The organism is Capnocytophaga sp. oral taxon 902, assembly GCF_013394735.1.
GTDB classification, from domain to species: domain Bacteria; phylum Bacteroidota; class Bacteroidia; order Flavobacteriales; family Flavobacteriaceae; genus Capnocytophaga; species Capnocytophaga ochracea.
This window is the reverse complement of sequence record NZ_CP058261.1, coordinates 1850665-1872549: the sequence shown is the minus strand read 5'-3', so window position 1 is coordinate 1872549 and position 21885 is coordinate 1850665. Positions and strand designations below refer to the sequence as shown.

Here is a 21885-nt window from a genome sequence, read left to right as displayed (position 1 = left end):
TCCTTCACCCTTTGCTTTCAGCATCTACTTTTACACCATTTTCTGTATGGAAGAAGAAATCGTATTTGGTAGTATCGGCGGGTTGTATGCGCAGTTCAAAACTGATTTATTTTTTATATCTAATATGTCAAAGAACGTAATATAAATATAATGAGTTTATTATTCATATTTAGGAATTTCCAATTTATCTATTTCTAAATATTCAACTATTGCTTTTTGTTTTTCTTGATTATAAGGAAGATGACATTTGTTTATATCATCCATTAATTGCATTTCTATGACTCCACAGGGAAGCTCTTTTATATAAATAGCTTTTTTAAATTGCAATATCTTTTCTTTACCAAAAAGCTCTTGTGCTTCTTCACCAAACCAAATCTTATAAGCAGGATAAAAAATAAAATTTCCTAAATCTCTTTTCGCCCATTCCACCATCAAGTGCAATTTTTCAGATTACTTTCTGATAGAATAAATCTTTAGGTTTTTCAAAATCTAATACTTTTCTTGGTCTATTATTAATTTTATATTGATATTCTTTAATTTCTTTATCTGTAATATTTTTAAAATCAGTATTTTTAGGTATGTATTGCCGTACAAGACCATTGGTGTGTTCACTAAGACCTCGCTCCCAAGAACTATAAGGATGAGCAAAGAAAAATTGTAGGTTCAATTTCTTTTCAACTCGCTTAAAATCAGAAAATTCATTACCATTGTCAGCAGTAATTGTCTTTATATAGTTTTTGTAAGGCAAGGTCATATCTATAAGTTCATCTGCTAATGATTTAGCTTTCTTTCCTTCTTTTAACTTTTTCATAAATAACATTTTAGTAGTCATTTCAACCAATGTAAGTATCGCTCCTTTATTTCCTGCTCCTACAATTAAATCTATTTCCCAGTGTCCAAACTCTGTTTTCTGACTTATAACCTCAGGACGTTCTTCAATAGACTTTTTATCTTCTACTTTCTTTTTACAAGTGTACAATGCTCTACTTCTATGCTTAAGCTGATGACGAGTGTGTTTGTATAGTTCGCCTCCGTTTTCTTTGTCTTGGTGAATGAAATTATAGATAGTTGTTTTTCCAACCATTGGTATTCTATTTTTTTTACAATACCCTACAATTTGCTCAACAGACCACTGTTCTTCAGTGATATGCTTAATAACAAAAACTTTCATTTCTTTAGTAAATTTACGTTCTTTCCTAAAACGTTCTTTACGCTCTTCTGAGATTTCTTGAGCTACTTTTGGACTGTATTTTCCTGTCTTTGTTTTGTTTCTTGACAGCTCTCGACTGACGGTAGAGGGATTACACTCTGCATAAAGAGCAATATCTTTTTGTTTGATTCCGCTTGCTTTTAAAGCAGAAATTACCGACCTTTGCACCAAATTTAAATGCTTATATTCTTTCATTGTCATTTACAAAGAAAAGCATTTATTTTGAAAGAGAAAAGACTTTTATAGTTTTTTCTCTTTTTTTATTTTTCAGAGGGTTGCCCCTTAGAGGCAAAACCCTCTGAAAAATAAAAGTTTTACTAAAAATTACTACTTAAAATTGCAATTATTAGTGGAACTTACATTTCCTTCCAACATTTTTTGAAATATCTAATAACTCTAACTGTATAAACTCATTAAAATAAAGTTTTGATTTATCATATTTCAGATTATATGTGTCATAATATTGTGGATTCTCAGTAGATTGTAAAAAGTTATATCTAGAAAGATTTAAAAATGATATCTTTAATTGTATATTAACAAACTCTATTATTGTATTTGGAAAATTTGTTAAATTTGAAAAATCAAAATTCAGTAAATCAAATCTCTGATTATTTCGCCCCATTCCAAAAAATTCTCCTTTCCTATTTTCAAGCATAAGAAAATCTTCATCTATATCAAAATGTTCTATAAATTGATACCATTCACTTGATAAATGTTTATTCTCATAAATTTTAAGCTCTTCAAATAGTGAATGTATAGGATAAGTAATATTATATTTTAACAATTCTAGAAGTACAATATTAATACTTTCATTATTAAAACTAAATTCTTGATAAAAGCTATCGTAATAAAAGGATTTTAAATTCATAGTTTGTTATTTAATTATAATTGTTAATGTAACAGACGAAGAGTTTCTATAGATATAGTCTTCCAAATATCTTTTCAAAGTAGAAATATCAACACCTTCTTGTACAACAATATCTAATCTAGCTCTCTTTACTTGTAAAACTCTTTTACCTCCTTGCAATACGTAGCTTTTCGCTCTTACAACATTATCTAATTCTTTGTTGATCACTATTTCTATTCTATACTAATCTAAAGAGAATATATAAAACTCCCTAGAGGTTTTCCTTGTTCATTTATACGAATATAATATAACCAAGAAGCTGGATAAATTCGAGGGCTATCCTCCTCTCCTTTTCTACCTAAAATAATAGGCTTTTCATAAGCGCTATCTCTTTTAAACTTCCCTATAGACCAGAAACCTCCTAAGATTTTTATTACAGCCTCACCTATGTACATATACATATTCATATAGATCTTGTTTTTTCTTATAGATTTCTTCTATTTGATTTATTCCTTCTTCAGAAAAAGTAAACTCTTTTAGATTTAAAATTTCAAGAAGCTTATGTAATTTTGCATCCTTACTTTCCAAAAAGGCATCTAACTTTTTCTGCAATTCTTTGTTGAGCTTTATTTCCATTAACTTAAGAGTATATCATTTTTCCTAGAGAAGTTCTTAATCTATCAGTGCCGATCCTTTTTAACCAAATATCAGGACAAATTCGAGGGTTATAATCATTTCCTCCCCAAGCAAGAATAATAGGATAACCATAAGCCTCGTCTTTTTTAAACTTCCCTATAGACCAAAATCCTCCTAAGATTTTTATTACAGCTTCTCCTATGTATACATATGTATAATCATATAGATCTTGGTTTTTCTTATAGATTTTTTCTATTTGATTTATTTCTTCTTCAGAAAAAGTAAACTCTTTTAGATTTAAAATTTCAAGAAGCTTATGTAATTTTGTATCCTTACTTTCCAAAAAGGCATCTAACTTTTTCTGCAATTCTTTGTTGAGCTTTACTTCCATTCCTTAATATTTTATAATTATAAAATCACTTTCTTTTAATCCTGCTTTTTGCACTTCTGCTTTTACATTCTGTATAAATTTGGGATCTACTTCATCAAAACAATGCCATTCTATTTTATCAACTTTATCAGATAAGTTATCCTTAATTATTTTTATATCTTTCATTACTTGATCATTATACTTACTACACGTTACCTTTCCAGATTTAACTTCTCGTGCTACTCCATTCAAAACATTATCTATAACTCTCTTACTATTACCCACTTGTATTTCTAACTGAACAGCATTAGACCCCATTAATTTATTAAAAGTTTCTTCTGTGATAGTGCCAATTTCTCTATTCCTATAAAGCGTTTTAAATTTATCTTCCCATTTATCATAAGGTAATTTTCCCTTGTATTTATTCCAATAGGTTGTTAATATTTGTTTAAACTCAGGAGTAAGCATAAAGTTATCAACTTCGACTATTTTTTTACTTATTGCTTTCTTAACTGTTTTACCAATATATTCAATAGCTTTTTTGTCAATCCCTGTTTTAGAAACCCACTTTCCTCCTTCAAAAGCAAGTGTTCTAAAAGTACCTTTCACTCCAGAAACAGCTACTTTTAATGGCTCTTTCACTACTCTCCATATCCTACCCACAGGGGCAAACTCTAATATTAAGAATCCTCCTGCTTTTAATCTACTTGCCTCTTCTCCATCAAAATCTTTACCTGTAATAAGTATAAGTCCGTTCTCGAAAGAAAGCATTCTTCCAAGTTCCTTATACCCTTCTATAAAAAGAGGCTCTAAATCTAATTTTTTATAACTTGATGGTAAATCTACTACCTTATGCCATTTATTATCAAAATCTTCATTATAATAGTAAAAATAACCCTCTTTCTTTGTTACTTCTGTAGTAGAAGGTGGATTTTCTCCATCTGTAGGCAAAGCTTCTGAAGTATGCAATAAAAGTGTTTTATTATCTGGTAGAAAGAAAACAGTTCCTATTGACCTTTTATCTTTTATCCAATCAGCTGTGGCTTTATACCATATTTCGTAACCTGCTATTTTTTGAAGCTTGTTAAAAGCTTTATAGTTCTTATACCAAGGCTCTCCTTTGCTCTGCTGTTCATTAAGTTGTTCAACAGCAAGTCGTTTATTCTCCTTTACCTCTTTATCAAAATTACTAACTTTCTGTTGTGTTTCTTGGTCTTTTTTCCTAACCTCATTAAAGAAACTATCGTCTGTACTTGCTTGTCTTTTATCTGTTTGATAATAGGTTTTAACATCCGTTAATTCTTTACGGCTATTCTCTGACAAGAAAGGTGATTTTGAAAGATTCTCAATTTGCGCGGCAATCTCTTTATCGGTTTCTTGCAAAGATTTAAAGATAGTTTCTCTCTTCTTCTGATAATCTGATTCATTAATTTCTTTTTTCTTCTTTTCAAGAGCTTCTAGTTCTGCCAATCTCTCTTCCCGTTCCTTTATAATTCCTCTAATAATATCACCTATTTCCTTTGAAACTTCCACCACATTGCTCTCGGTCTCATCATAAGTCGTTACTAACTTCCCTTCTATGAGTTGACGTTCGGTGTTGAGCTTGATGCCATTAAACACTACCTTTATCTTAGTGTCTTGCAAATAAGGTACTTTCACATAGCCTTCACCTGAGTATACACCATTGCTGCCTGTAGCGTTGAGCACCGTTACGGGGAAATCACCTGCTGTAAAGGTCGTGTTAGGATACAGATTGTCCTGTAGTGGGTTAGTGTTCTTGATGCGTATTTCGGGTTTTACCCCACATTGCACTTGGCTCTTTTCATCTATCTGCTCGGTGGTGGTAAACTCCTGTTCGGTGCTATACATATAGCTTTCTTCTCCAAATACCGAACTACTATAGGCTGTTTCTAAGCCACAGGCTACCCCCACTTTGTAGATGTAGGTGCGTCCGCGTTTGAGTCCTGTAACTTTGGCATAGGGCATACTCACCTTTTGCGATTTCCACGTCTTGCCCTTCTCGCGGTACATCACCTTGTAAGGGTATTCCTGATTAGGCATCATCGCTTGAGCACTCCAGCGCAGTTGTGCCGAGGTGCTTTCGGTCATCGCGGTGAGCATTCGTGGCTACATCACGAAGGGTCTATTTCAATATGTCAAGGAACGTTGTTTTAAGGTTTGTAATTATACAACCTTTTAAACTTGTATAAAATAATTCTATCTTACAAATAAAAACATTAATATTTTATAGAATACTCTCTGCTAACAAATCTTCTTTTAAAGGTAATTTTTCAGGATAAAAAATAAAAATAACATTATCATCATTTATCAATGAAATATATTCTTTTTCTTGCCACTTCAATAAAACAGGTAGCACTTTGTTATAATTATCTCTGAAATGTTTATATTCACTATATCCATTAAATCCCAATCTATTATTGGAGTTATTAAATAAATATTATCACGGTAAATAGTGTCTACTAATAATTTGATAAGATTTTTACGCTTCATATTTCTTTAAATATTATTATTTTCCTCACGTTTTTAATAATTTATGAAAGAGTCATAATCTATTAGAAGGTAAGTCTATAATTTTAAACTTTTCTTCAGATACAATTTCAATAATTCCTTTGCTTTCTAAAAAAGGTAAAAACTCTTTTATTACATTTTTTTGATTTTCATCTTCAGCAAAATCATTAATAGACCATTCATTCCCAAAATTCCTATAAAACAATTCTATTTTATATAGAAAATTATCGATTATTGCTTTTGTTTTCATAAGATAAACTTTCTAACAATAGAACATCTCTTGCGGGTAAATTTTCGGGAAATAACATAAATATATATTCATCATCATTTATTATAGAAATATAGTTTCTTTCTTCCCAGTATTTGAGAATTGGCAAAATTTTTTGATATTCAGCTTTGATATTTTTAGAGAAGGCATTCCATCTCCATTTAGGATTATAGGCAGAGGGATCATGACAAATATTATCAATTATTATCTCTATTATTTTTGAACGTTTCATAGCATAGTGTTATTTAAAATTGATTATTTCACCTGTTTTTAGATTAATCATCCTTTTTAGTCTAATTTCGGATTTAGTTATAAATTGTGTTGCCCCTCCTTTTCCAAAATTCGGATAACTCCTCGTTATAACTTCTATATATATAAAAATCACTTTCTTTTGTTCTGGATTACAAAAATTATCCAACTTACTATTTAAGAATTTATCAAATTGATTCTCTTTCACAGCACTAAAAGATGTTTTTACCTCAATTATTTCATCTAATGTAGAAACGTCTATATCTGTGATGTTTGGTTCTATTTTTTGTCTAAATCCTAATACTTCTTTTCTACTTTTAACAAACTCTCCTACTTTACCTTCTGTTATTTACCTATATTATTAACATTAGTGTTATTTAATCTTTTTGCTACTTGAATAGCATTCTTCTAATCCTTCGTTCTTTGTTCACTCCATCTCAATATTTTTCGTGCAAGATAAGTATATTCAATTATATTGCCATTTCTAACAATAATTCTCCTCCGTAAAATTAGCATAACCTAAATTCAATAAGATTCTGTCTCATTAAATTTTTCTTTTAATTCTTTCAAATAATCTAAATAATTTTGTCTCTCTATATCATTCATAAGTTTCCATTGAATATCTTTTATTTCCTTAGTTATCTTTATTAATTCAACAAACATATTTACATTTTTCTTTACAAAAAGATTATATTCTTTTTCACTTGAAAATGAGTAACTATTAATTGTTTTCATAAGTTGGTCTTTCCTCTCTTTTAATAAAAGAAGTTCTTTTTGATAATCTTTCATATTATAATTCTTTTAACCAAATTGTTTTTATAGGAATCATATAATCTTCTGGGTTAGGAGAAAAACCTACTTTTTCCACTTTAAATATCGTCTCAGACTTAAATAATATTTCTTTTTCAGATGGTAATGTTGAAAGCCCTTCTATTAGTTTTCCATCCTTTCCTTCTATTCTTATTAACACAGTATAAGGTCTATTCCTCATAGCTTCAATAACAGCATCTTCTGAATATGTTGCAGAAGTAAATCCTTTTGTTTTTATTATGGAACCTTGAACATATAATTCTGAAATTTTATCTTCAGATAAATCTTCAATTCTATATAAAAGACTATTATTATGATTAGATGTTGGTAACTTTTTCAACGCCTGATTCATTAGTTTTTTTTGAGAGATATAAAAATCAGTCATAGGTATTTCACCTCTTAGAGCTCTATTAAAATTCTTATATCCCTCTTTGGTTGTATAAAATCTCAATACAGCTTCTTCCTCTAACGAAAGCTCCTTAGTAAATTTTCTCGTTACTTTCCCACTTACAAAATCGTTGTATATTCTCTTATAATCTTCGTTAGTAAGAAGTCTTTTAAGACTTCTTGAAGACTCTGCTGTTCTTTTTCCTACTTCTCGTCTTGCTTTTTCAACAAAAGTATCTAGTTCTTTGGTGTCTACTCCTTCTTTTTGCAGTTTAGCGCTTACTTTAGGCAAATCATCTAATATAGCTACTGAGAAGGTCGCTAAATCAGTAAGGGTACTTATAGTACTCCAATTCTCCACAAACCATTTGCCTCCAGCTCCCATATTTTCTATCTCTTTTCTATGGGATTCATTTTGCATATAGGCATTTAACGACAAATTTACTATTTCAATGGTTGCTGCTGTTTTCAGTATTACACTTGCTCCCTTTACAAATAGTCCTCTTGAAGCTCCATATAATCCTAAGAAGTTAGATGCTATTTCTATTGTTTTTAAAAGGTCTTCCTGATTTTGTTTCTTTGATAAATGATAAATATATATAATAGGTAAAACATCAACTTTAGGTGTTGTTGAATTTTTATAAAGATAAACAGTTGCAACATCTAATAAATTTTCTTTTGAAAAATTACTTAAGTCAGAGGCGTCTAATTCTGCTGGGATTCCTCTATTTAATACTGTAACTTTCCAAGATTTTATAAATTTAGAACGATTATGTTCTTTAATGTTTTTGATCTCTGTAAAGAATCTATAATCACCTGTCTTAAATAGCCCTAAAAAACAGAAATGTCTGAGACTTTGTTCTTCTGCTTTACTATACTTATCTGTTAATTGAAGAAGTTTATTGAGATAACGCATTACATTATCTCCATCTATTCCTGAATATAAATCATAGACTACTTCTTGATGATTATACAATTGGTTATATAAATACTTATCATCTTTAAAGCTATTGATAACATTAAAGATAGCACTTTCTTCGTTCGTTCCTGCCTTATCAATACTTCCTTTAGAAAGTGATTGTAAATATTTCCACAGTGTTTCATCTGAAAGTTCAGAAACAATAAAACTTGGAATATCTTCAAGCAAAGCATCTATTTTGTTATAATCATAACCAGCTTTTCCAAATGCTTCTTTGTATAGTTTAGCTATATATCTTTTGCTTTCCCCTGTAATTTCAAAGCCAATGTAATTAAGGATTTCTTTTAATGCATGATATCCTTTTGTTTTGATAGTAATAGCAGGTTCTTTTCCTTGGGCATAGTAAACATACATAGAGAAAACAGCATTATACTCGTTAAATTCTACAGAGTATCCTGTTCTTCCTACAATATTCCCTACAGTAGAGAGGTTCAATTTCCCCTTTTTATCATTGCAATAAAGTCCTACTATTTTTACTTTCTTATTTTCTTTATTTGTAAAATATTCATCTAAACGAGTTTCTGAAGAATATTTTTCTAAGTTATAATCTTGCTTAGCAGGAGGAAAATTTACTTCTTTATTCTTATTGCTTCTAAGGAAATCTAATATTTGTTGTAATGAGTAAACTAAATATTCTCCCTCTTTTTGTCCTTGAAAAGCGTATAACTTCACCTTAGGGTCGTTGATTTGCTTCCAATCGCGGTAGAAGAAGTCTTGCCCATCATTGTAATCCATTAGAGCAGAGGTTTTACCTTTATCGGCATTTTTACCTTTGAAAGGGTGTTCGAGTTTGAAGATGCCGTGCCCTAGTTCGTGGGCTATGGTGCGTGCATTGGTGCCGTAAACAAAGCCGTATTGCCCACCTAATCGCATATAGCCGTGATTGCCAGTGCCGTCGTTTACCAAAAAGATGTAATAAGTGTTCTCTTTTGGCTTTCTGTTGGTTGTAAATTTAGCGATGACTGCGTTTTGTTCAGGGCTATAGGTAGAAAGGTCACCAAACTCGTTTTCTGTGGGCAAAGTGCCGTTTTTGAGTTGGTCGCTAATATCAAAAGGGGTTTCAATATGTCAAGGAACATTATTTGTTTTTTCAGAATTTTATAGCGTTAGACATCGTATCCATCTGTTTAGTAAGAAAATCCCCGTAAAATTTATTAGAAACAGTCGTCAAATCATTTATATCACGAAAGCCATAGTTATCATTTGAGTGAATTAAAGTATCTATCATCTTGTCACAATCAAACTGAGCTATGATATAAGGGTATTTTTTATCTCTATCTCTTTCCTCATTAAAAAGCATTAAATGTTGAACTAAAAGAACAATATTATTCTTTTTATCATAGATTCCAGAAAAATAATATAGGTCTGGTGATACTTTTTTTATATCAACAGAATCTGTTTTTACAAATATACAATATCTATTCCCACTAATTTCTACAATTTTAAATATCTGACCTGATATATAATAAGAAGTATTTTCTTTATAAATATTCCAACTATTCTGTTCTTTTTTAGAATTATAACAACTTTCATAAAACATCAAAAAACACATTATCCCCAATAAGGTTATTATTATTATATTAGCTGTCTTACTCGTCTTTATTACCATAGTTCTATTACCATTATTTTTATAAAACTTTTTATTTTCTCCCAATTATTTTTAGGAGTATTAAATGAGTCTCCATTTATAAAGTAAACTTCTCCCTTCCCATAAGTAACACTTCCTGTTATTACAGTAGAAACTCCCGCACCAATACCTATATTAGTTCCTATAGAGAACACATTCCAATCACTACCTTCTGCTATGGTTCCTGAAGTTCCCACAGAAATATCTACTCCTGCTGTTATTGAACCAGAACTAGCACCAGCCTCTATTCTTTTATATGTGTAATCTCCTTCAAATTTTTTCTGATTTCTCTCCCTGTGATTCCAAGTTACGAAATGAGATTTTGATCTATTAACTCCTGCTCCTATCGCCGAGATAGCTCCTACTCCAAATTCTCCTCCTTTATAGGAATATACATATCCTGCATTCTTACCTCCCAAGAATGTAACATTCCCAAATATTCCTCCTCCTTCTAATTTAATACCAGAATTAGCTTCTATTCCTCCTGATATTTCAAGTCCTACCCCAACTCTATCTCTATTGGCGTTCACTACTTCTAATGCTTTATTTACAATCTTAAAAGTCTCTTCTATTTTATCTTTAGGTAAAATAGTCTCTAACCAACTTTTATCCACAGTACCTCCTTGGAAAGTAGGTTCTAATAGAGCATCTTGATTGGTTGCTGAAAGTGTTATAATGTCTTGGTTAAACTCGTTGTTTTTCTTTTTCTTGTAAAGATAGTCATAATACTTTTCTAACAAACGAATCTCTAAACTTTGTCCTTCTTTTTCTTGATAGTCTTGAGGAGTGTTTATCAGTTTTTGGGTCATAGTGTTTATACCATAGGCACTTCCTATCACTAACTGCCCCCAATTATCCGTTGGGTCTGCATTCTCTAGCATTTTCTTCATTACACGTTTGTATATCTCAATATTTTGCTTTTTAGAGAAAAACCTATCACTATAATTTATTTTATATTTCAATTGATTTTCTCCTTTTGTGTAATGCAACCAAATGGTAAATCCTTGTGTTTTTTCTAATTCTTTTTTCAGTTTCTCAAATTCTTCATCTTTAATATTTGATGTACTTACAATTATCTTAAATTGATTGTTAATTGTGTATATCTCAAACGAAGCATTATTAGGTACAGCAATAGTTTGTTTGCTCTTAAACTCTTTCTGGAAAGCGTTCTCTGTTAAAATAGCCCCTTGAGGAATAGTTGTACCATTAATAACACCATCAAAATAACTGTCTTTTCCTACGTTATTAATACTACCTCCTGTATTTTCAAAGCTATTTAATTTTTCTGTATATTTCTGTAATTCCTCTTGTAATAATTTAATTTCTTCTTCAACTTTTTTTACTTCATTAGAGGTAAAGTTTTTTCCTTTTTCAATAAGATTATCTGCACTCTTTTCTAAGTTCTCAAGAGACTTCTTGAGTTCATTATCATTATGTTTATCTATTTCATCCTTTATCTGTTTTACCTGTTCTTTTAACTCTTTCTGTTGATTCTTTTTACCCTTATATTCTCTTAGGATTGACTTAATCTTTTCTACCTCATTCGTAATATTTATCACATTGCTCTCCGTCTCATCATAAGTCGTTACTAACTTCCCCTCTATGAGTTGGCGTTCGGTGTTGAGCTTGATGCCGTTAAACACTACCTTTATTTTAGTGTCTTGCAAATAAGGTACTTTCACATAGCCTTCTCCTGAGTATACGCCATTGTTACCTGTAGCGTTGAGCACCGTTACCGGGAAATCACCTGCCGTAAAGGAGGTGTTAGGATACAGGTTATCCTGCAAAGGCTCGGTGTTCTTGATGCGTATCTCAGGTTTTACCCCACATTGTACTTGGCTCTTTTCGTCTATCTGCTCGGTGGTAGTGAACTCCTGTTCGGTGCTATACATATAGCTCTCCTCACCAAATACCGAGCTACTATAGGCTGTTTCTAAGCCACAGGCTACGCCTACTTTGTAAATGTAGGTACGTCCCCGTTTAAGATTTGTGAGCTTGGCATAGGGCATACTCACCTTTTGCGATTTCCACGTCTTGCCCTTCTCGCGGTACATCACCTTGTAAGGGTATTCCTGATTAGGCATCATCGCCTGAGCACTCCAGCGCAGTTGTGCCGAGGTGCTCTCGGTTATCGCTGTGAGAAACTTCGGCGCTTCACAATTGGAGACTAAATCAAAGTAAAATGTCTCAGAATTGCCGTTGTTTTTAAAGTACGACTGTTCGTTAGGATTATTGGGGTTATTTGTAAAAGCTCGTACCTGCCATACGTAGCGCTTGTTTTCCAACAGTATAGGCATCATATTAGTGTATGCCAAGGCTGGTGAAAAGGTTTTAGTTTGGTACACCAATCGTCCCGTCATAAACGCCTCTTCTGGCACCAATGCCAAGTCCCATACTTCTTTGAGGGTGAACTCATACTGCATAAAGGGGGCTACATCGCGGGGCATCCATTGGAAAACAATATGCTGAAAAGCGTTCTTTTTGGTAAGCACTTCTCCTTTTTGGGGCATTGTAAGCACAGGAGGTGAGTAGCGGCGCACTTGTATCATCGCGCGTCCTTTGTTGGATACGGGGCGTCCAGTAGCTATGTCGTAAAGCGACAAGCCAATAAAATAAGTACCCTCAGGAAGTAGTCCGTTATAAGTCGCCTCATTAATACCGTAGAGGTTTTCGTAGCGCAGTAGGGTCTTAAAATCTATATTGGTAAGAGTGCGTCGTACACCTGGGGAGAGGTTTACCAAATAGGGAGTAATATAGTCGGGTGTTTGGGCAATGACTTGTCCTTGGAAGTCTTCTAACGAGAAGCGGAGCACAAAGGGGCGTCCGCCGGTAGAGAGGTCTTTAAGCAGAAAGTGTGCTTGTATCTTCTGTTCAAAGGTGTCGGCATACCCTCTCAGACTCTGTGGATAGGGCGGAGTGACAAACACTTGCACGTCCACAGGGTACTGCTGAGCTTGCAGAGTGAAACTCAGCAAGGTGAGGAGGAGGAGTATGTAACGACGGAGGAGGGGCATAGTAATTATGGATTATTAATTGTTTTGACTTCTATTTTTTCAGTAGGGGTAGGTGAATTATCTTTTAAAATGACTTTAAAAAGATAGAGATAAGTGTTATCAGGTTGTATGTCGGTATCTTCAACCGAGGTAACAGGCGTAGTAAAACTGCGCCACAACATAGGTTTATCTCCATTGATAGCCTTGTAAATTATCATTTCATTAAAGCCATCTTTTATAGGTAACCACTGCAAAGTAACTTTCCCTTTTTTAACACGACTTTGAAGTCTTCGTAATACCCTATCATCAGTTTTAGGTTTGTGATTGATTTGTATTATAGGAGAGTAGTCGGAAAAATTATTGCTATGGTCTTTTGCACGTACGCTATACTCATATACCCCTGATACATTAGGAGGAACAGTATAAGTATAGGATTCTTTTTTACTATTATTTTCAGAGTGAATGAGTTTCCAATCGGTAGCTCCTTTTTCTCTTCGGTAGAGCAAATATTGGGTTACATCGTCACTAAAGCTCTTACGCCAAGTAAGTTTCCACCCACTTTTGTCATCAGTATACTCAGTGAAAATAGGGGTGGTAGGAGGAACTTTATCGGGTTTGGTGAGTTCCAACAATACGGAGGGAGTAGACTCATTCTTACGAAAATCGATGGCAGTTACCCAATAATACACTTTAGCGTTCAAACTTTTGAGTACTACGGTATCTTTTAGGGAGGTATCGGTGATATGAGAGCCCGTGATACGCATCATCTCTTCACCTTTTTGGTTACCTCTAAAAACATAGTAGCCCATTAGGTCAGCATCGGTATTGGCTTTCCATTGCAAAGTTACGACCCCTAAAGTATCTATAGTCCCAGTGAATTGTTGTACCCTTTCAGGAGGGGTTTCGTCATCGGGCTGTACTAACATCGCGAATGAATCGAAAGTAGTACCATTTTTACCATATGTGCGCACTTTGTAGTAATTAGAGGGCATTGTAGGGGTTATAAGTATTTGTCTATCACTTACAGCAATAGGAGTTTTTATCTCTTTATAAGCCTTGTCGTCAGGCGAATGCAAGAGAGAAAAGTGTGTAATCTCATTCTCGTTTTCTTTAGAGAAATCCCAACGTAATCGGTATTGTTTTTCATCTATAGGAACTACCTCAGTGAGTTGTGCTATTTGCGTAATAGCCTTAATACCCTTGCCTTTTATCTCTTGAGAATACGGACTATAAGTTCCAAAGATTGTTTTTCCTTTTAGGCGATAGCGGTACTCCTTATCATTCTGAGCTAATGAATCTACATAAATCATCGCTGAGGAACGACTATTCTGATTCATATTCACCACGGGGTGTTCAGTTATTGGAGCAAAAGGAGCGTCGCCTTCAGCCTTTTCAATAAAGTAATAACTATAGAGTTGGCTAAGGGTTTGATAGTCCCACGTGAGGGTTACTTTCCTATCTTCAAAATGTCCTCTAAAACCGAAAGGAGCTGGTAATTCTTGAAAATCTTTGAGCCCTGCTACTACCCCTCCTTCTTTTACGCTAAGCTTATCATTAGGTAATAGTTTTACTTTATAAAGATAATTTTCATTGGGTAATACTTCGTTGTCTACATATCCCCACCCTGCAAAGCAAGCTACCGAGAAGTCTAAATCGGCTGCCATTAGAGCAAAAGAAAAACGGTCATCTATTTCGCGCGCTTTATTAGCAATGCCTTCTATGGGGTTTTGGTTATTAGAAATTTCCGTTTCAAAGGTTTCTCCATAGATAGCTTGTGCTACAATAGCTGCATTATCGTTCTTTTCTACCCATTCTTGCCACTTTTCTAACGGAGGGGTTTTGAAGGTGCCTAACACTTTGGTTTCGGGGGTAGCGAGCACTTTACCATTGCGAAGATATGTAGTCCGTTCTAACTGAAAACCTATATTATTGGCTTTCTGCCACGCTACAGGAGCATCTACTGCCCAACGTAAGGCAATGCTGTTTTTTCGTACCTCCTTACTCATTTGCAAAGAAGGATTTTCTTGTGAAAAGGCAAGAAAAGTAATGCTATATATAACTATAAATAAAACTCGTTTCATTTTCTCTTAAAACTTATATTTGTAAGGTGTTTCGGAAGTAATCTTCCCGTCAGGCAATCGGTATTTTAACACTGCTTTGTAGTTCTTAGTAGGAAGCACAGGAAAATAGAGCTCCATAAACTCATTATACAAAGGATTTTTAGCCAGTTCATTTAAATGATTAGCAAAGTAATAATGTTGGGCATCCCAGTCTCTTTGATAATACATAAACACATCATATCGATAAGGGAATACCCGTTTTACATCGTAACTACTCCATTTCAGTTCCTCAGGATAAAACGAAAAAACAGTGATAGCCTCTTTTGGAGGATAGCCTACAGCATCATTGTCTCTGCTGAACCACGTTTGCCCTTGAGAATTACTATATAGATATTTAGTAAATAAAGCGTCAAACTTATCATCTAATACGGCTTCAGCTTTTATGAGAGGAATTCCTGAATAAGTAGTTCCTATGAGTTCAGCTTCTTCAAAAGGTTCATCAGTATTCATATCGTTCTGTAGCAAGGCAACTGCCGAGTTGTATTTTATCCATAAGTGCTCAATTTTGAACTTCTTCATCTTGTCGCTCAGACGCTCGTATTTACTAGTGTTAAATTGGTACGACAAACGTTCAAAGCCTCCTCTATCCACATTGGCTTGTGCTTTCTTGTTTTCAAAGGTGTAAGAAGTTTCATCTTCTCCTTTGTCAAAATCACCTTCTGAAACTTTAATGTTATTTTTCTTCTGCTGTGTTTTACCTGTGGCACTTACTTTTGCCCCTTGCTTACTATAGCTCACAATAGAAAGCCCATATTTAGTAGCTTTCGAGAGTTTAGGCATTGTAAAGGAAACTTTATTCTCTGCTTTTAAGTAAGTCGGGTTGAGCTCAAGAGTTTTTCCTCCTCCTTCGGGCTCTATAAACAAGCGGGTATTCCAATGCGCATCCTCAAACAAATAAGACTGTCCTTGTTTTAACTGCACAAAGCCTTCATTACTTTCTCCTATGAAATAATTCTTTTGGTCTAACACAGGATAAGCGTATTTTATATTCTTATTAGGGATATACTCAGGTGCTTCGCCTGTAGTAAAGGTTCGCTCTTCAGTTTCTACGGCTTTTTTACCATCTACCATCACAGTATGGTAACTTCCTCCTTTAAGTTCTTTAAAGCTTACACTTACTACTGCTTTTAGTTTTTGATGAGAAGGAAGCACCTCTCTTGGGGTGAAGTTGAGTTCATCCTGACTCTTTCCATAAGTTAGTTTTCCTTCTATGGTATTTCCTTGCGCATCGAGTACTTCAAATTTTTCTAAGTTCACGATATACGTATGGTCGCGGTCGTCTTCGGGAATTACAATAGGTTTCTCTAACTCTAAGTTGAAAGTAGCTTGAGGAGAGAGGAAGACATCTACCCCTTCACTACGGTCAGAAGGGGATACGTCTGAGATAATTTTCATACCTCCTAACACTTGATCGCTTGCCAATTCACATTGTTCTCCAAATTCCATTTTTAAACGGAAGCGCCCTTTTACTAATCCTCCTAGTACGTTGTAGTAGCCTCCTAAATAACCGCGTGCCCAGAAAGGATTAGGTCCCGACCCTTGTAGTAAAGCCGCTACCCCTGCGCTGAGTATTGGGATGCGTTTGCGAATGAAGAACAGTTTTATTTTAATGCCTAACTCTCCTTGCAGATATACATACGTTTGTCCGTTAGCATACCATCCATTGATACCCAGTTCTCCGCTTCTGCCCTTACAATGGGCATTGCCGTAATTCTTTAACATTAAGTCTGAACCAAAGCCAGCGGCGAAACTTGCGTAGAGGAAACCTACATCAAATTTAGTATCGAAGTTCAAATGCGCTCCAAAAGCAAACCCTTTGCCTTCTTTTATCTGGTTAAGACTCTTCATATAACCGATCTCGTCAGGATTGAGTTTTAGTATTTCGGCTACCTTCGCAGGAGGCTGAGGTGCTTCGCCTATTTTAGTACCCACCATAAAGTAGGTTTGCGCTTTGATATTTAGGAAATCACCAAAGCCCACTTGTAATCCCATCATCTCACGGGTTGTTCCTAAGTGGTAGTACCAATCTTGTGGGTCTATATGCAATACCGCACGTCCTGCTAAGCCACTATTGCCAGTCCCTCGTATTACTCCACCTGCTACATTCACGTATACTTCCATATTAGAGTGATAGGCTTTTTGGGCAAAGTCGTAACTCACATTTAGCTGTGCAAAGATAGGTGCTTTTTTGCTTTCATTGCTTTCATCTATGGTGAAATCATCAGGGATATCTGCTTTCCCTGAGTTGTCTAAATATTTGTATTTCTCATTTTTAGCCAACTCTTCCATTTTTACCACTTTCTGCACATTGTCAGCAAAGCCTTTTTGTACAGTAGCAAACGGATTGGATAGCTTATCTTGCAAAGCATACATTACGGCAGCATTACCATAAAAACCAATTTTTGAGAGACCTCCTCCTTTATAGGTTTGAATGTCTAATAAGGCTATAAAGGAAATCACTCTTTTGTCCTGAAAAGCTCCTAATACTCCTGCTTTGAGTCCTAACCCTATCTTTTCATCGGGAACTAACGAAAAGGCTTCTAATGCCTCTTTATCTTTAGGATTCCCCAAAGGGCGCATTTGGTAATACGCTCCTCCTACAAATCCTGTTATTTTTACGTATTGGGTGTTGATATTTAGTCCATCTACCATAGCTTCAAAGCCCCAATAGCGGAAGTCTTTACTACCAAATACAGCGTTAGCATTAACATCTACATCTAAAGATGTAATCTTGGTTGAAAGTTTTGCCTTAAATCCATTGCCGTACACTGGGTCGTTCTTCATTAGGTTTAACTCTCCACTCACTTTAGCTACTACTATATCTACATCCTCCAATTTGAGTCGGTTGATTTCAAATTTGTCGTAACTCCAGTGTTCATCGGTATTTTTAGCGTAGATATTAAAATCACCTTCGGCTGAAAACTTATCTTTTTGTAAGCCCACCCGTATACCGAAATGTAATTGGGCTCGTTCTTCTCTGAAAGCTACACTTACATCTTTGATACTCACAGGGAAACCTGCTATTTTCTGCTCTCCTTCACAGCCAAAATACTCAGCTGATATGTAAGGTGCTTGTGTTTGTAAGGTGAATTTTTGGAAGTTAATACCTTCTAACCTGTAAAGGTTTTTATCGCTCTTAGGAGCTTCTAAAACCATCGAGCCATCAAGTACTACTTTAGGAAGAAATTCTTTATTTTTTACTTGCAATTCAACATAAGAAGAAGGGAGAATTACAGCCTTTGCTTTCCACATATCAAAGGAAATAGAGTCCAACGACGAAACGCGAAGCATATAGTTATCTTCAGAAAAACTACCGTCAAAATGAATCCCGCGTGAATCGTCTTTCTCTATCGGAATCCTAAAAGCCCCTGAGAGAGCCCCTCCTTTGAGTTTAGAAGCTACAAAATCGGCTTGTATATGGTGTATGGCATATTTCCAACCTTTCTTTTTATCCTCTGACGTACGCCCTTCTTTAAAGCTAATGATATTGTCTGCCGATAAGCTCCCCGAAAAACCATAAGCGTCCAAAAGGAAGTTAGTCGCCTTTAAACTTACTCTCCCCTCCGTTTTTTTAAACTCTTCAGGCAAGGTAACCGTGAGTTCTTGTATATAAAAACCTCGCCAACTCTCTTGTCCTGCTACTAAATACTCATCATATCCTTGAGGGAATACCATTGCTGGAGCATTACTAGTATCACTCATATCCAAGACCATTCGCTCAGGGTGAAAGATAAAAGCTCCTTTGTCTTTGTTTTGTATTTGTCGAGTGAGGGCAAAAGCAGGTAGTTTAAGCTCTACTAACAAGTTGTTAAAATCTTCAGCTTCTATAGCTACCTCGCTTTCTACATAGCCATTGGCTATAGGTTGTAACTTATTGTCAACTGGTACTATAAGTTCATTAGAGATGCGTATTATCCCTCTTAAAGCAATTTTTTTCAATCCGTTACAATCTACCTCCACGTATGTTTGGTCGCCTACCGTTTCCCCTTTTACATTTCTACCTCCTTTGAGTAAGAACGACCAGTTTTTAGTATTGCTAAGGGTTACATCACCCAATAACGACAAGTGTACGTCGCCTACTAACTGACCTTCATACGAAAAAGGAATTTCGGTAGCTCCAAAGTACAGTTCGCGTTTGCCTGAAGGATTTTGGGTATCAGGAAAAGTAATACGAGCGTAAATATTTACCCTCGTTTCGTTAGGAGAAAAAGTAGCTTTGGTAACCATCATTGCATACTCTACCCCATTCTTATTTTCCCTAATTCCCACAGGAAGTTCTGTAATATCTTGGATTTGGTTTACCCAATGGGTCTTATTTTCTAATGAAGTGAAATTTTCTTGCTCTTGTGCCCTTAAACCAACATAGCACAATAGCAAAAGTAGTAAATAAATGCTTCTTATCTTCATAGCAATAGTCATTTTAAAGCTACAAAAGTAAAATATTATTTTCGAATTAGCAACTTTATTTATATCAAAAGCAAAAATACTCTTATATCCATCAGTAAATAGAGGTTTATTTTAACCTCAGTTCGATATATAATACTGATTTATAATAGTTGTGTTTACATTGTAATCTGTGCGAAACTTTCAGGTAGCTTGTCTCCTATTTGTTTGATTTGTGAAGATTTGTAAAATTTCTGTAGCGTAAGCTACTCTTTCCTTACGTCGAACTTACGCTAATTAATAAAAAGCTAAAAGTCGTTTTTCAGAAATATACTAGCTTTGTATAAGCCATAACGTATGAGCATAAAAAAAGCACCTTAAAAGGCGCTTTTTTATTAATAGGGTGGAATATGGGGCTCGAACCCACGACCTTCGGAACCACAATCCGACGCTCTAACCAACTGAGCTAAGACCACCGTCTGTATTTTCGGTTGCAAAAGTAACTCCTTTTTCCCAATCTACCAAATATTTAGACAACTATTTTTTAGCTAAGTGTTAAATGTTAAGTGTTAGGAACATTTAGCTCTTTGATTTTCAATCTCTTTTCACCTTTCACTCACATACCCTGTTACGAGCCCTCACTGGCTTTACCTTTTATCTTTTACCTTTTGCCTCTACCAGTAATGGCGCTTTCTTGTCTTTCTCCGAAAGTTGTATCACCTCAGCTGGTAGTCGCCAATCAATACCTATGGTAGGGTCGTCCCAGCGCACACTACCCTCACTCTCGGGAGCGTAGTAATTGTCGCATTTGTATTGAAAAATAGCTTCTTCGCTCAATACAGCAAAACCGTGAGCAAAACCTCTCGGGATAAAAAACTGGCGCTTGTTTTCTTCGTTTAGTATCACAGACTCATACTGCCCAAAGGTAGGTGAGTCTTCTCGCAAATCCACTGCTACATCAAGTACTTCTCCTTTTACCACTCTCACCAATTTAGCCTGTGCAAAAGGTGGTTTCTGAAAGTGTAATCCGCGCAATACCCCATAGGTCGATTGCGATTCGTTGTCTTGTACAAATACAGTGGGGCTTACTAACTCATTAAATCGCTGTTGCGAAAACGACTCAAAAAAGTAACCTCTTCCGTCAAAAAACACCTGTGGCTCAATAATCACCACGCCTTCTATCTTAGTTCTGATTACTTTCATCGGCAGGATTTTGTTCTTCTTGTGCAGGTGTTACCTCTTCTGCTGGTTCTATGGGTTCTATTACTTTTGTGCGTTTACTCTTGCGTTTAGTGGCTTGCAAATGCGTGATACGTTCATTTATCAAGTCTCCTGTGATGAAATCTATATTAGGCTCAGTATACGCTTTCTGATAGGTTTTCAGTGCCTTTTTATCATCGCCCATCTTTTCGTAATATTCAGCTAAAAAGAAGTTGGGCATCGCTGTTTTTAGGTAGCCATTGCTCTCTACGTATTTCGCTAATTTCTTAAGCGATTCCCAGTCTTGCGACGAATTAATAGCTGTATAAGTAGCCATCACATCGTTTAGTATAGGCACTTTCTTTACGCCTAACTGTTTATAAATAGTGTTATATTTGTTCTCCAAATATTCATAAATCCCCGTTTCAAGAGTCTCCATTTGGGTCTTAAACTCCTTGCCTCCTATGGGTTTATAAATGTCAAAACACATATCAAGTGCCTGTGCTATCCCTTGCAATTTAGCAGCGTTTACTGAGCTTCCTTTAAAATCAACAAAGTGATATTCTACCGATTCGTGCACGGGCGCCGAGCGCATCGCTCTTTCAAACTGAATTGCCTTGTCGTACACCACTTTGTTTTCCACATCGGCAGTAGCCATATAGTAAAATAAATGGTTAGGCACTCCCGCTGCCAAAGCGTGCGAAAACTCTTCTCCCATACGTGGAAGAGCCACTGGATTAAGGCTTACTATCATATTAAAAGTAGGTTTCTTCTCGGCAAGCATATAGTAATTCGCCAAAAAACCCGCCTCTTCCGAAGCAATAACCCCTTTTAGGTCAGCTATCGGGTATTTCCCTTGTATGTAAGGCACTAATTCTGCCGATACAAACTCAAAGAAACGAGCCGACTCATTAATAGGGCGACCCACCTCTTCTACCACCGTTACATCTTCTTGTTTGGGTTCATACACACCCACCACTATACACTTAGGCATTTCACCAAACTGTTCGTAATAACGCACCATCGAAACAACAGGCTCCATCAGTGTTTCGGCATTGAGCACTACTATCAGCGGATATGCCTGTCTATCCGTGTACTTTTCAGGCTTGTAGATACCTATCTTCTGTTTTCTATTGAGTCTCCCTGACGAAAAAGTCTCCGAAATAACCTGTGAAAACGCACTTTGTAAGGTTACCAAAGCGATAACGATTGTAAGAAATTTCTTCATTTTTTTATAGTATTTACTTTATTTTAAACGCACAAATGAAACAAAAAAG

16 protein-coding genes and 1 tRNA gene are annotated in these 21885 nt (G+C 35.1%); all 17 read right to left on the bottom strand.

Features of this window, described 5'->3' with window-relative positions; all coding sequences use genetic code 11:
- Positions 1 to 159: 159 nt before the first annotated feature.
- Positions 160 to 432 carry a hypothetical protein gene (locus HW278_RS08060; RefSeq protein WP_255493572.1) on the bottom strand — a complete coding sequence of 91 codons (273 nt, stop codon included), beginning with the start codon at positions 430 to 432 and terminating at the stop codon, positions 160 to 162.
- A gap of 13 nt (positions 433 to 445) precedes the next feature.
- On the bottom strand, positions 446 to 1405 hold the full coding sequence (locus HW278_RS08055) for an IS30 family transposase (RefSeq protein ID WP_255493530.1): 960 nt from the start codon (positions 1403 to 1405) through the stop codon (positions 446 to 448).
- 151 nt (positions 1406 to 1556) lie between these two features.
- A complete protein-coding gene (locus tag HW278_RS08050; RefSeq protein WP_255493571.1) occupies positions 1557 to 2078 on the bottom strand; it encodes a hypothetical protein in 522 nt (173 codons plus the stop codon).
- 420 nt (positions 2079 to 2498) lie between these two features.
- Positions 2499 to 2693 (bottom strand): hypothetical protein, encoded by a 195-nt coding sequence (locus HW278_RS08045; protein WP_178977485.1) that lies wholly within the window; start codon positions 2691 to 2693, stop codon positions 2499 to 2501.
- Between the two features lie 4 nt (positions 2694 to 2697).
- Positions 2698 to 3084, bottom strand: coding sequence for a hypothetical protein (locus HW278_RS08040; RefSeq protein ID WP_178977484.1), 387 nt, complete (start codon positions 3082 to 3084; stop codon positions 2698 to 2700).
- Positions 3085 to 3087: 3 nt separating this feature from the next.
- The gene (locus HW278_RS08035; RefSeq protein WP_178977483.1) at positions 3088 to 5172 is read right to left on the bottom strand and encodes a fibronectin type III domain-containing protein; all 2085 of its coding nucleotides are present in this window, start codon (positions 5170 to 5172) and stop codon (positions 3088 to 3090) included.
- A 454-nt stretch (positions 5173 to 5626) separates the two neighbouring features.
- Complete coding sequence (locus HW278_RS08025; RefSeq protein WP_178977482.1) at positions 5627 to 5842, bottom strand: hypothetical protein; 216 nt, start codon at positions 5840 to 5842, stop codon at positions 5627 to 5629.
- Entirely contained in the window at positions 5817 to 6092 is a 276-nt protein-coding gene (locus tag HW278_RS08020; protein ID WP_178977481.1) for a hypothetical protein, read from the bottom strand. The genes HW278_RS08025 and HW278_RS08020 overlap by 26 nt, the downstream gene beginning before the upstream one ends.
- 542 nt (positions 6093 to 6634) lie before the next feature.
- The gene (locus HW278_RS08015; protein WP_178977480.1) at positions 6635 to 6898 is read right to left on the bottom strand and encodes a hypothetical protein; all 264 of its coding nucleotides are present in this window, start codon (positions 6896 to 6898) and stop codon (positions 6635 to 6637) included.
- Position 6899: 1 nt separating this feature from the next.
- A complete protein-coding gene (locus HW278_RS12615; RefSeq protein ID WP_255493569.1) occupies positions 6900 to 9305 on the bottom strand; it encodes an ADP-ribosyltransferase in 2406 nt (801 codons plus the stop codon).
- Between the two features lie 70 nt (positions 9306 to 9375).
- Entirely contained in the window at positions 9376 to 9894 is a 519-nt protein-coding gene (locus HW278_RS08000; RefSeq protein WP_002675173.1) for a hypothetical protein, read from the bottom strand.
- Positions 9888 to 12926, bottom strand: coding sequence for a hypothetical protein (locus HW278_RS12610; protein ID WP_255493568.1), 3039 nt, complete (start codon positions 12924 to 12926; stop codon positions 9888 to 9890). Before HW278_RS12610 ends, HW278_RS08000 begins: the two co-directional genes overlap by 7 nt.
- 5 nt (positions 12927 to 12931) lie before the next feature.
- On the bottom strand, positions 12932 to 14986 hold the full coding sequence (locus HW278_RS07990; RefSeq protein ID WP_178977479.1) for a fibronectin type III domain-containing protein: 2055 nt from the start codon (positions 14984 to 14986) through the stop codon (positions 12932 to 12934).
- Positions 14987 to 14992: 6 nt separating this feature from the next.
- Entirely contained in the window at positions 14993 to 19444 is a 4452-nt protein-coding gene (locus HW278_RS07985) for a hypothetical protein (protein ID WP_178977478.1), read from the bottom strand.
- Between the two features lie 365 nt (positions 19445 to 19809).
- Positions 19810 to 19885, bottom strand: a tRNA-His gene (locus HW278_RS07980).
- Positions 19886 to 20062: 177 nt separating this feature from the next.
- The gene (gene rfbC, locus HW278_RS07975) at positions 20063 to 20611 is read right to left on the bottom strand and encodes a dTDP-4-dehydrorhamnose 3,5-epimerase (RefSeq protein WP_009751598.1); all 549 of its coding nucleotides are present in this window, start codon (positions 20609 to 20611) and stop codon (positions 20063 to 20065) included.
- On the bottom strand, positions 20592 to 21836 hold the full coding sequence (locus HW278_RS07970; RefSeq protein ID WP_178977477.1) for an alpha/beta hydrolase-fold protein: 1245 nt from the start codon (positions 21834 to 21836) through the stop codon (positions 20592 to 20594). The genes rfbC and HW278_RS07970 overlap by 20 nt, the downstream gene beginning before the upstream one ends.
- Positions 21837 to 21885: the final 49 nt, after the last annotated feature.

Coding starts and splice junctions, on each gene's coding strand:
- HW278_RS08060 (WP_255493572.1), bottom strand. CDS start 432: ATGGTGGAATGGGCGAAAAGAGATTTAGGAAATTTTATTTTTTATCCT.
- HW278_RS08055 (WP_255493530.1), bottom strand. CDS start 1,405: ATGAAAGAATATAAGCATTTAAATTTGGTGCAAAGGTCGGTAATTTCT.
- HW278_RS08050 (WP_255493571.1), bottom strand. CDS start 2,078: ATGAATTTAAAATCCTTTTATTACGATAGCTTTTATCAAGAATTTAGT.
- HW278_RS08045 (WP_178977485.1), bottom strand. CDS start 2,693: ATGGAAATAAAGCTCAACAAAGAATTGCAGAAAAAGTTAGATGCCTTT.
- HW278_RS08040 (WP_178977484.1), bottom strand. CDS start 3,084: ATGGAAGTAAAGCTCAACAAAGAATTGCAGAAAAAGTTAGATGCCTTT.
- HW278_RS08035 (WP_178977483.1), bottom strand. CDS start 5,172: ATGACCGAAAGCACCTCGGCACAACTGCGCTGGAGTGCTCAAGCGATG.
- HW278_RS08025 (WP_178977482.1), bottom strand. CDS start 5,842: ATGAAAACAAAAGCAATAATCGATAATTTTCTATATAAAATAGAATTG.
- HW278_RS08020 (WP_178977481.1), bottom strand. CDS start 6,092: ATGAAACGTTCAAAAATAATAGAGATAATAATTGATAATATTTGTCAT.
- HW278_RS08015 (WP_178977480.1), bottom strand. CDS start 6,898: ATGAAAGATTATCAAAAAGAACTTCTTTTATTAAAAGAGAGGAAAGAC.
- HW278_RS08000 (WP_002675173.1), bottom strand. CDS start 9,894: ATGGTAATAAAGACGAGTAAGACAGCTAATATAATAATAATAACCTTA.
- HW278_RS12610 (WP_255493568.1), bottom strand. CDS start 12,926: ATGCCCCTCCTCCGTCGTTACATACTCCTCCTCCTCACCTTGCTGAGT.
- HW278_RS07990 (WP_178977479.1), bottom strand. CDS start 14,986: ATGAAACGAGTTTTATTTATAGTTATATATAGCATTACTTTTCTTGCC.
- HW278_RS07985 (WP_178977478.1), bottom strand. CDS start 19,444: ATGACTATTGCTATGAAGATAAGAAGCATTTATTTACTACTTTTGCTA.
- rfbC (WP_009751598.1), bottom strand. CDS start 20,611: ATGAAAGTAATCAGAACTAAGATAGAAGGCGTGGTGATTATTGAGCCA.
- HW278_RS07970 (WP_178977477.1), bottom strand. CDS start 21,836: ATGAAGAAATTTCTTACAATCGTTATCGCTTTGGTAACCTTACAAAGT.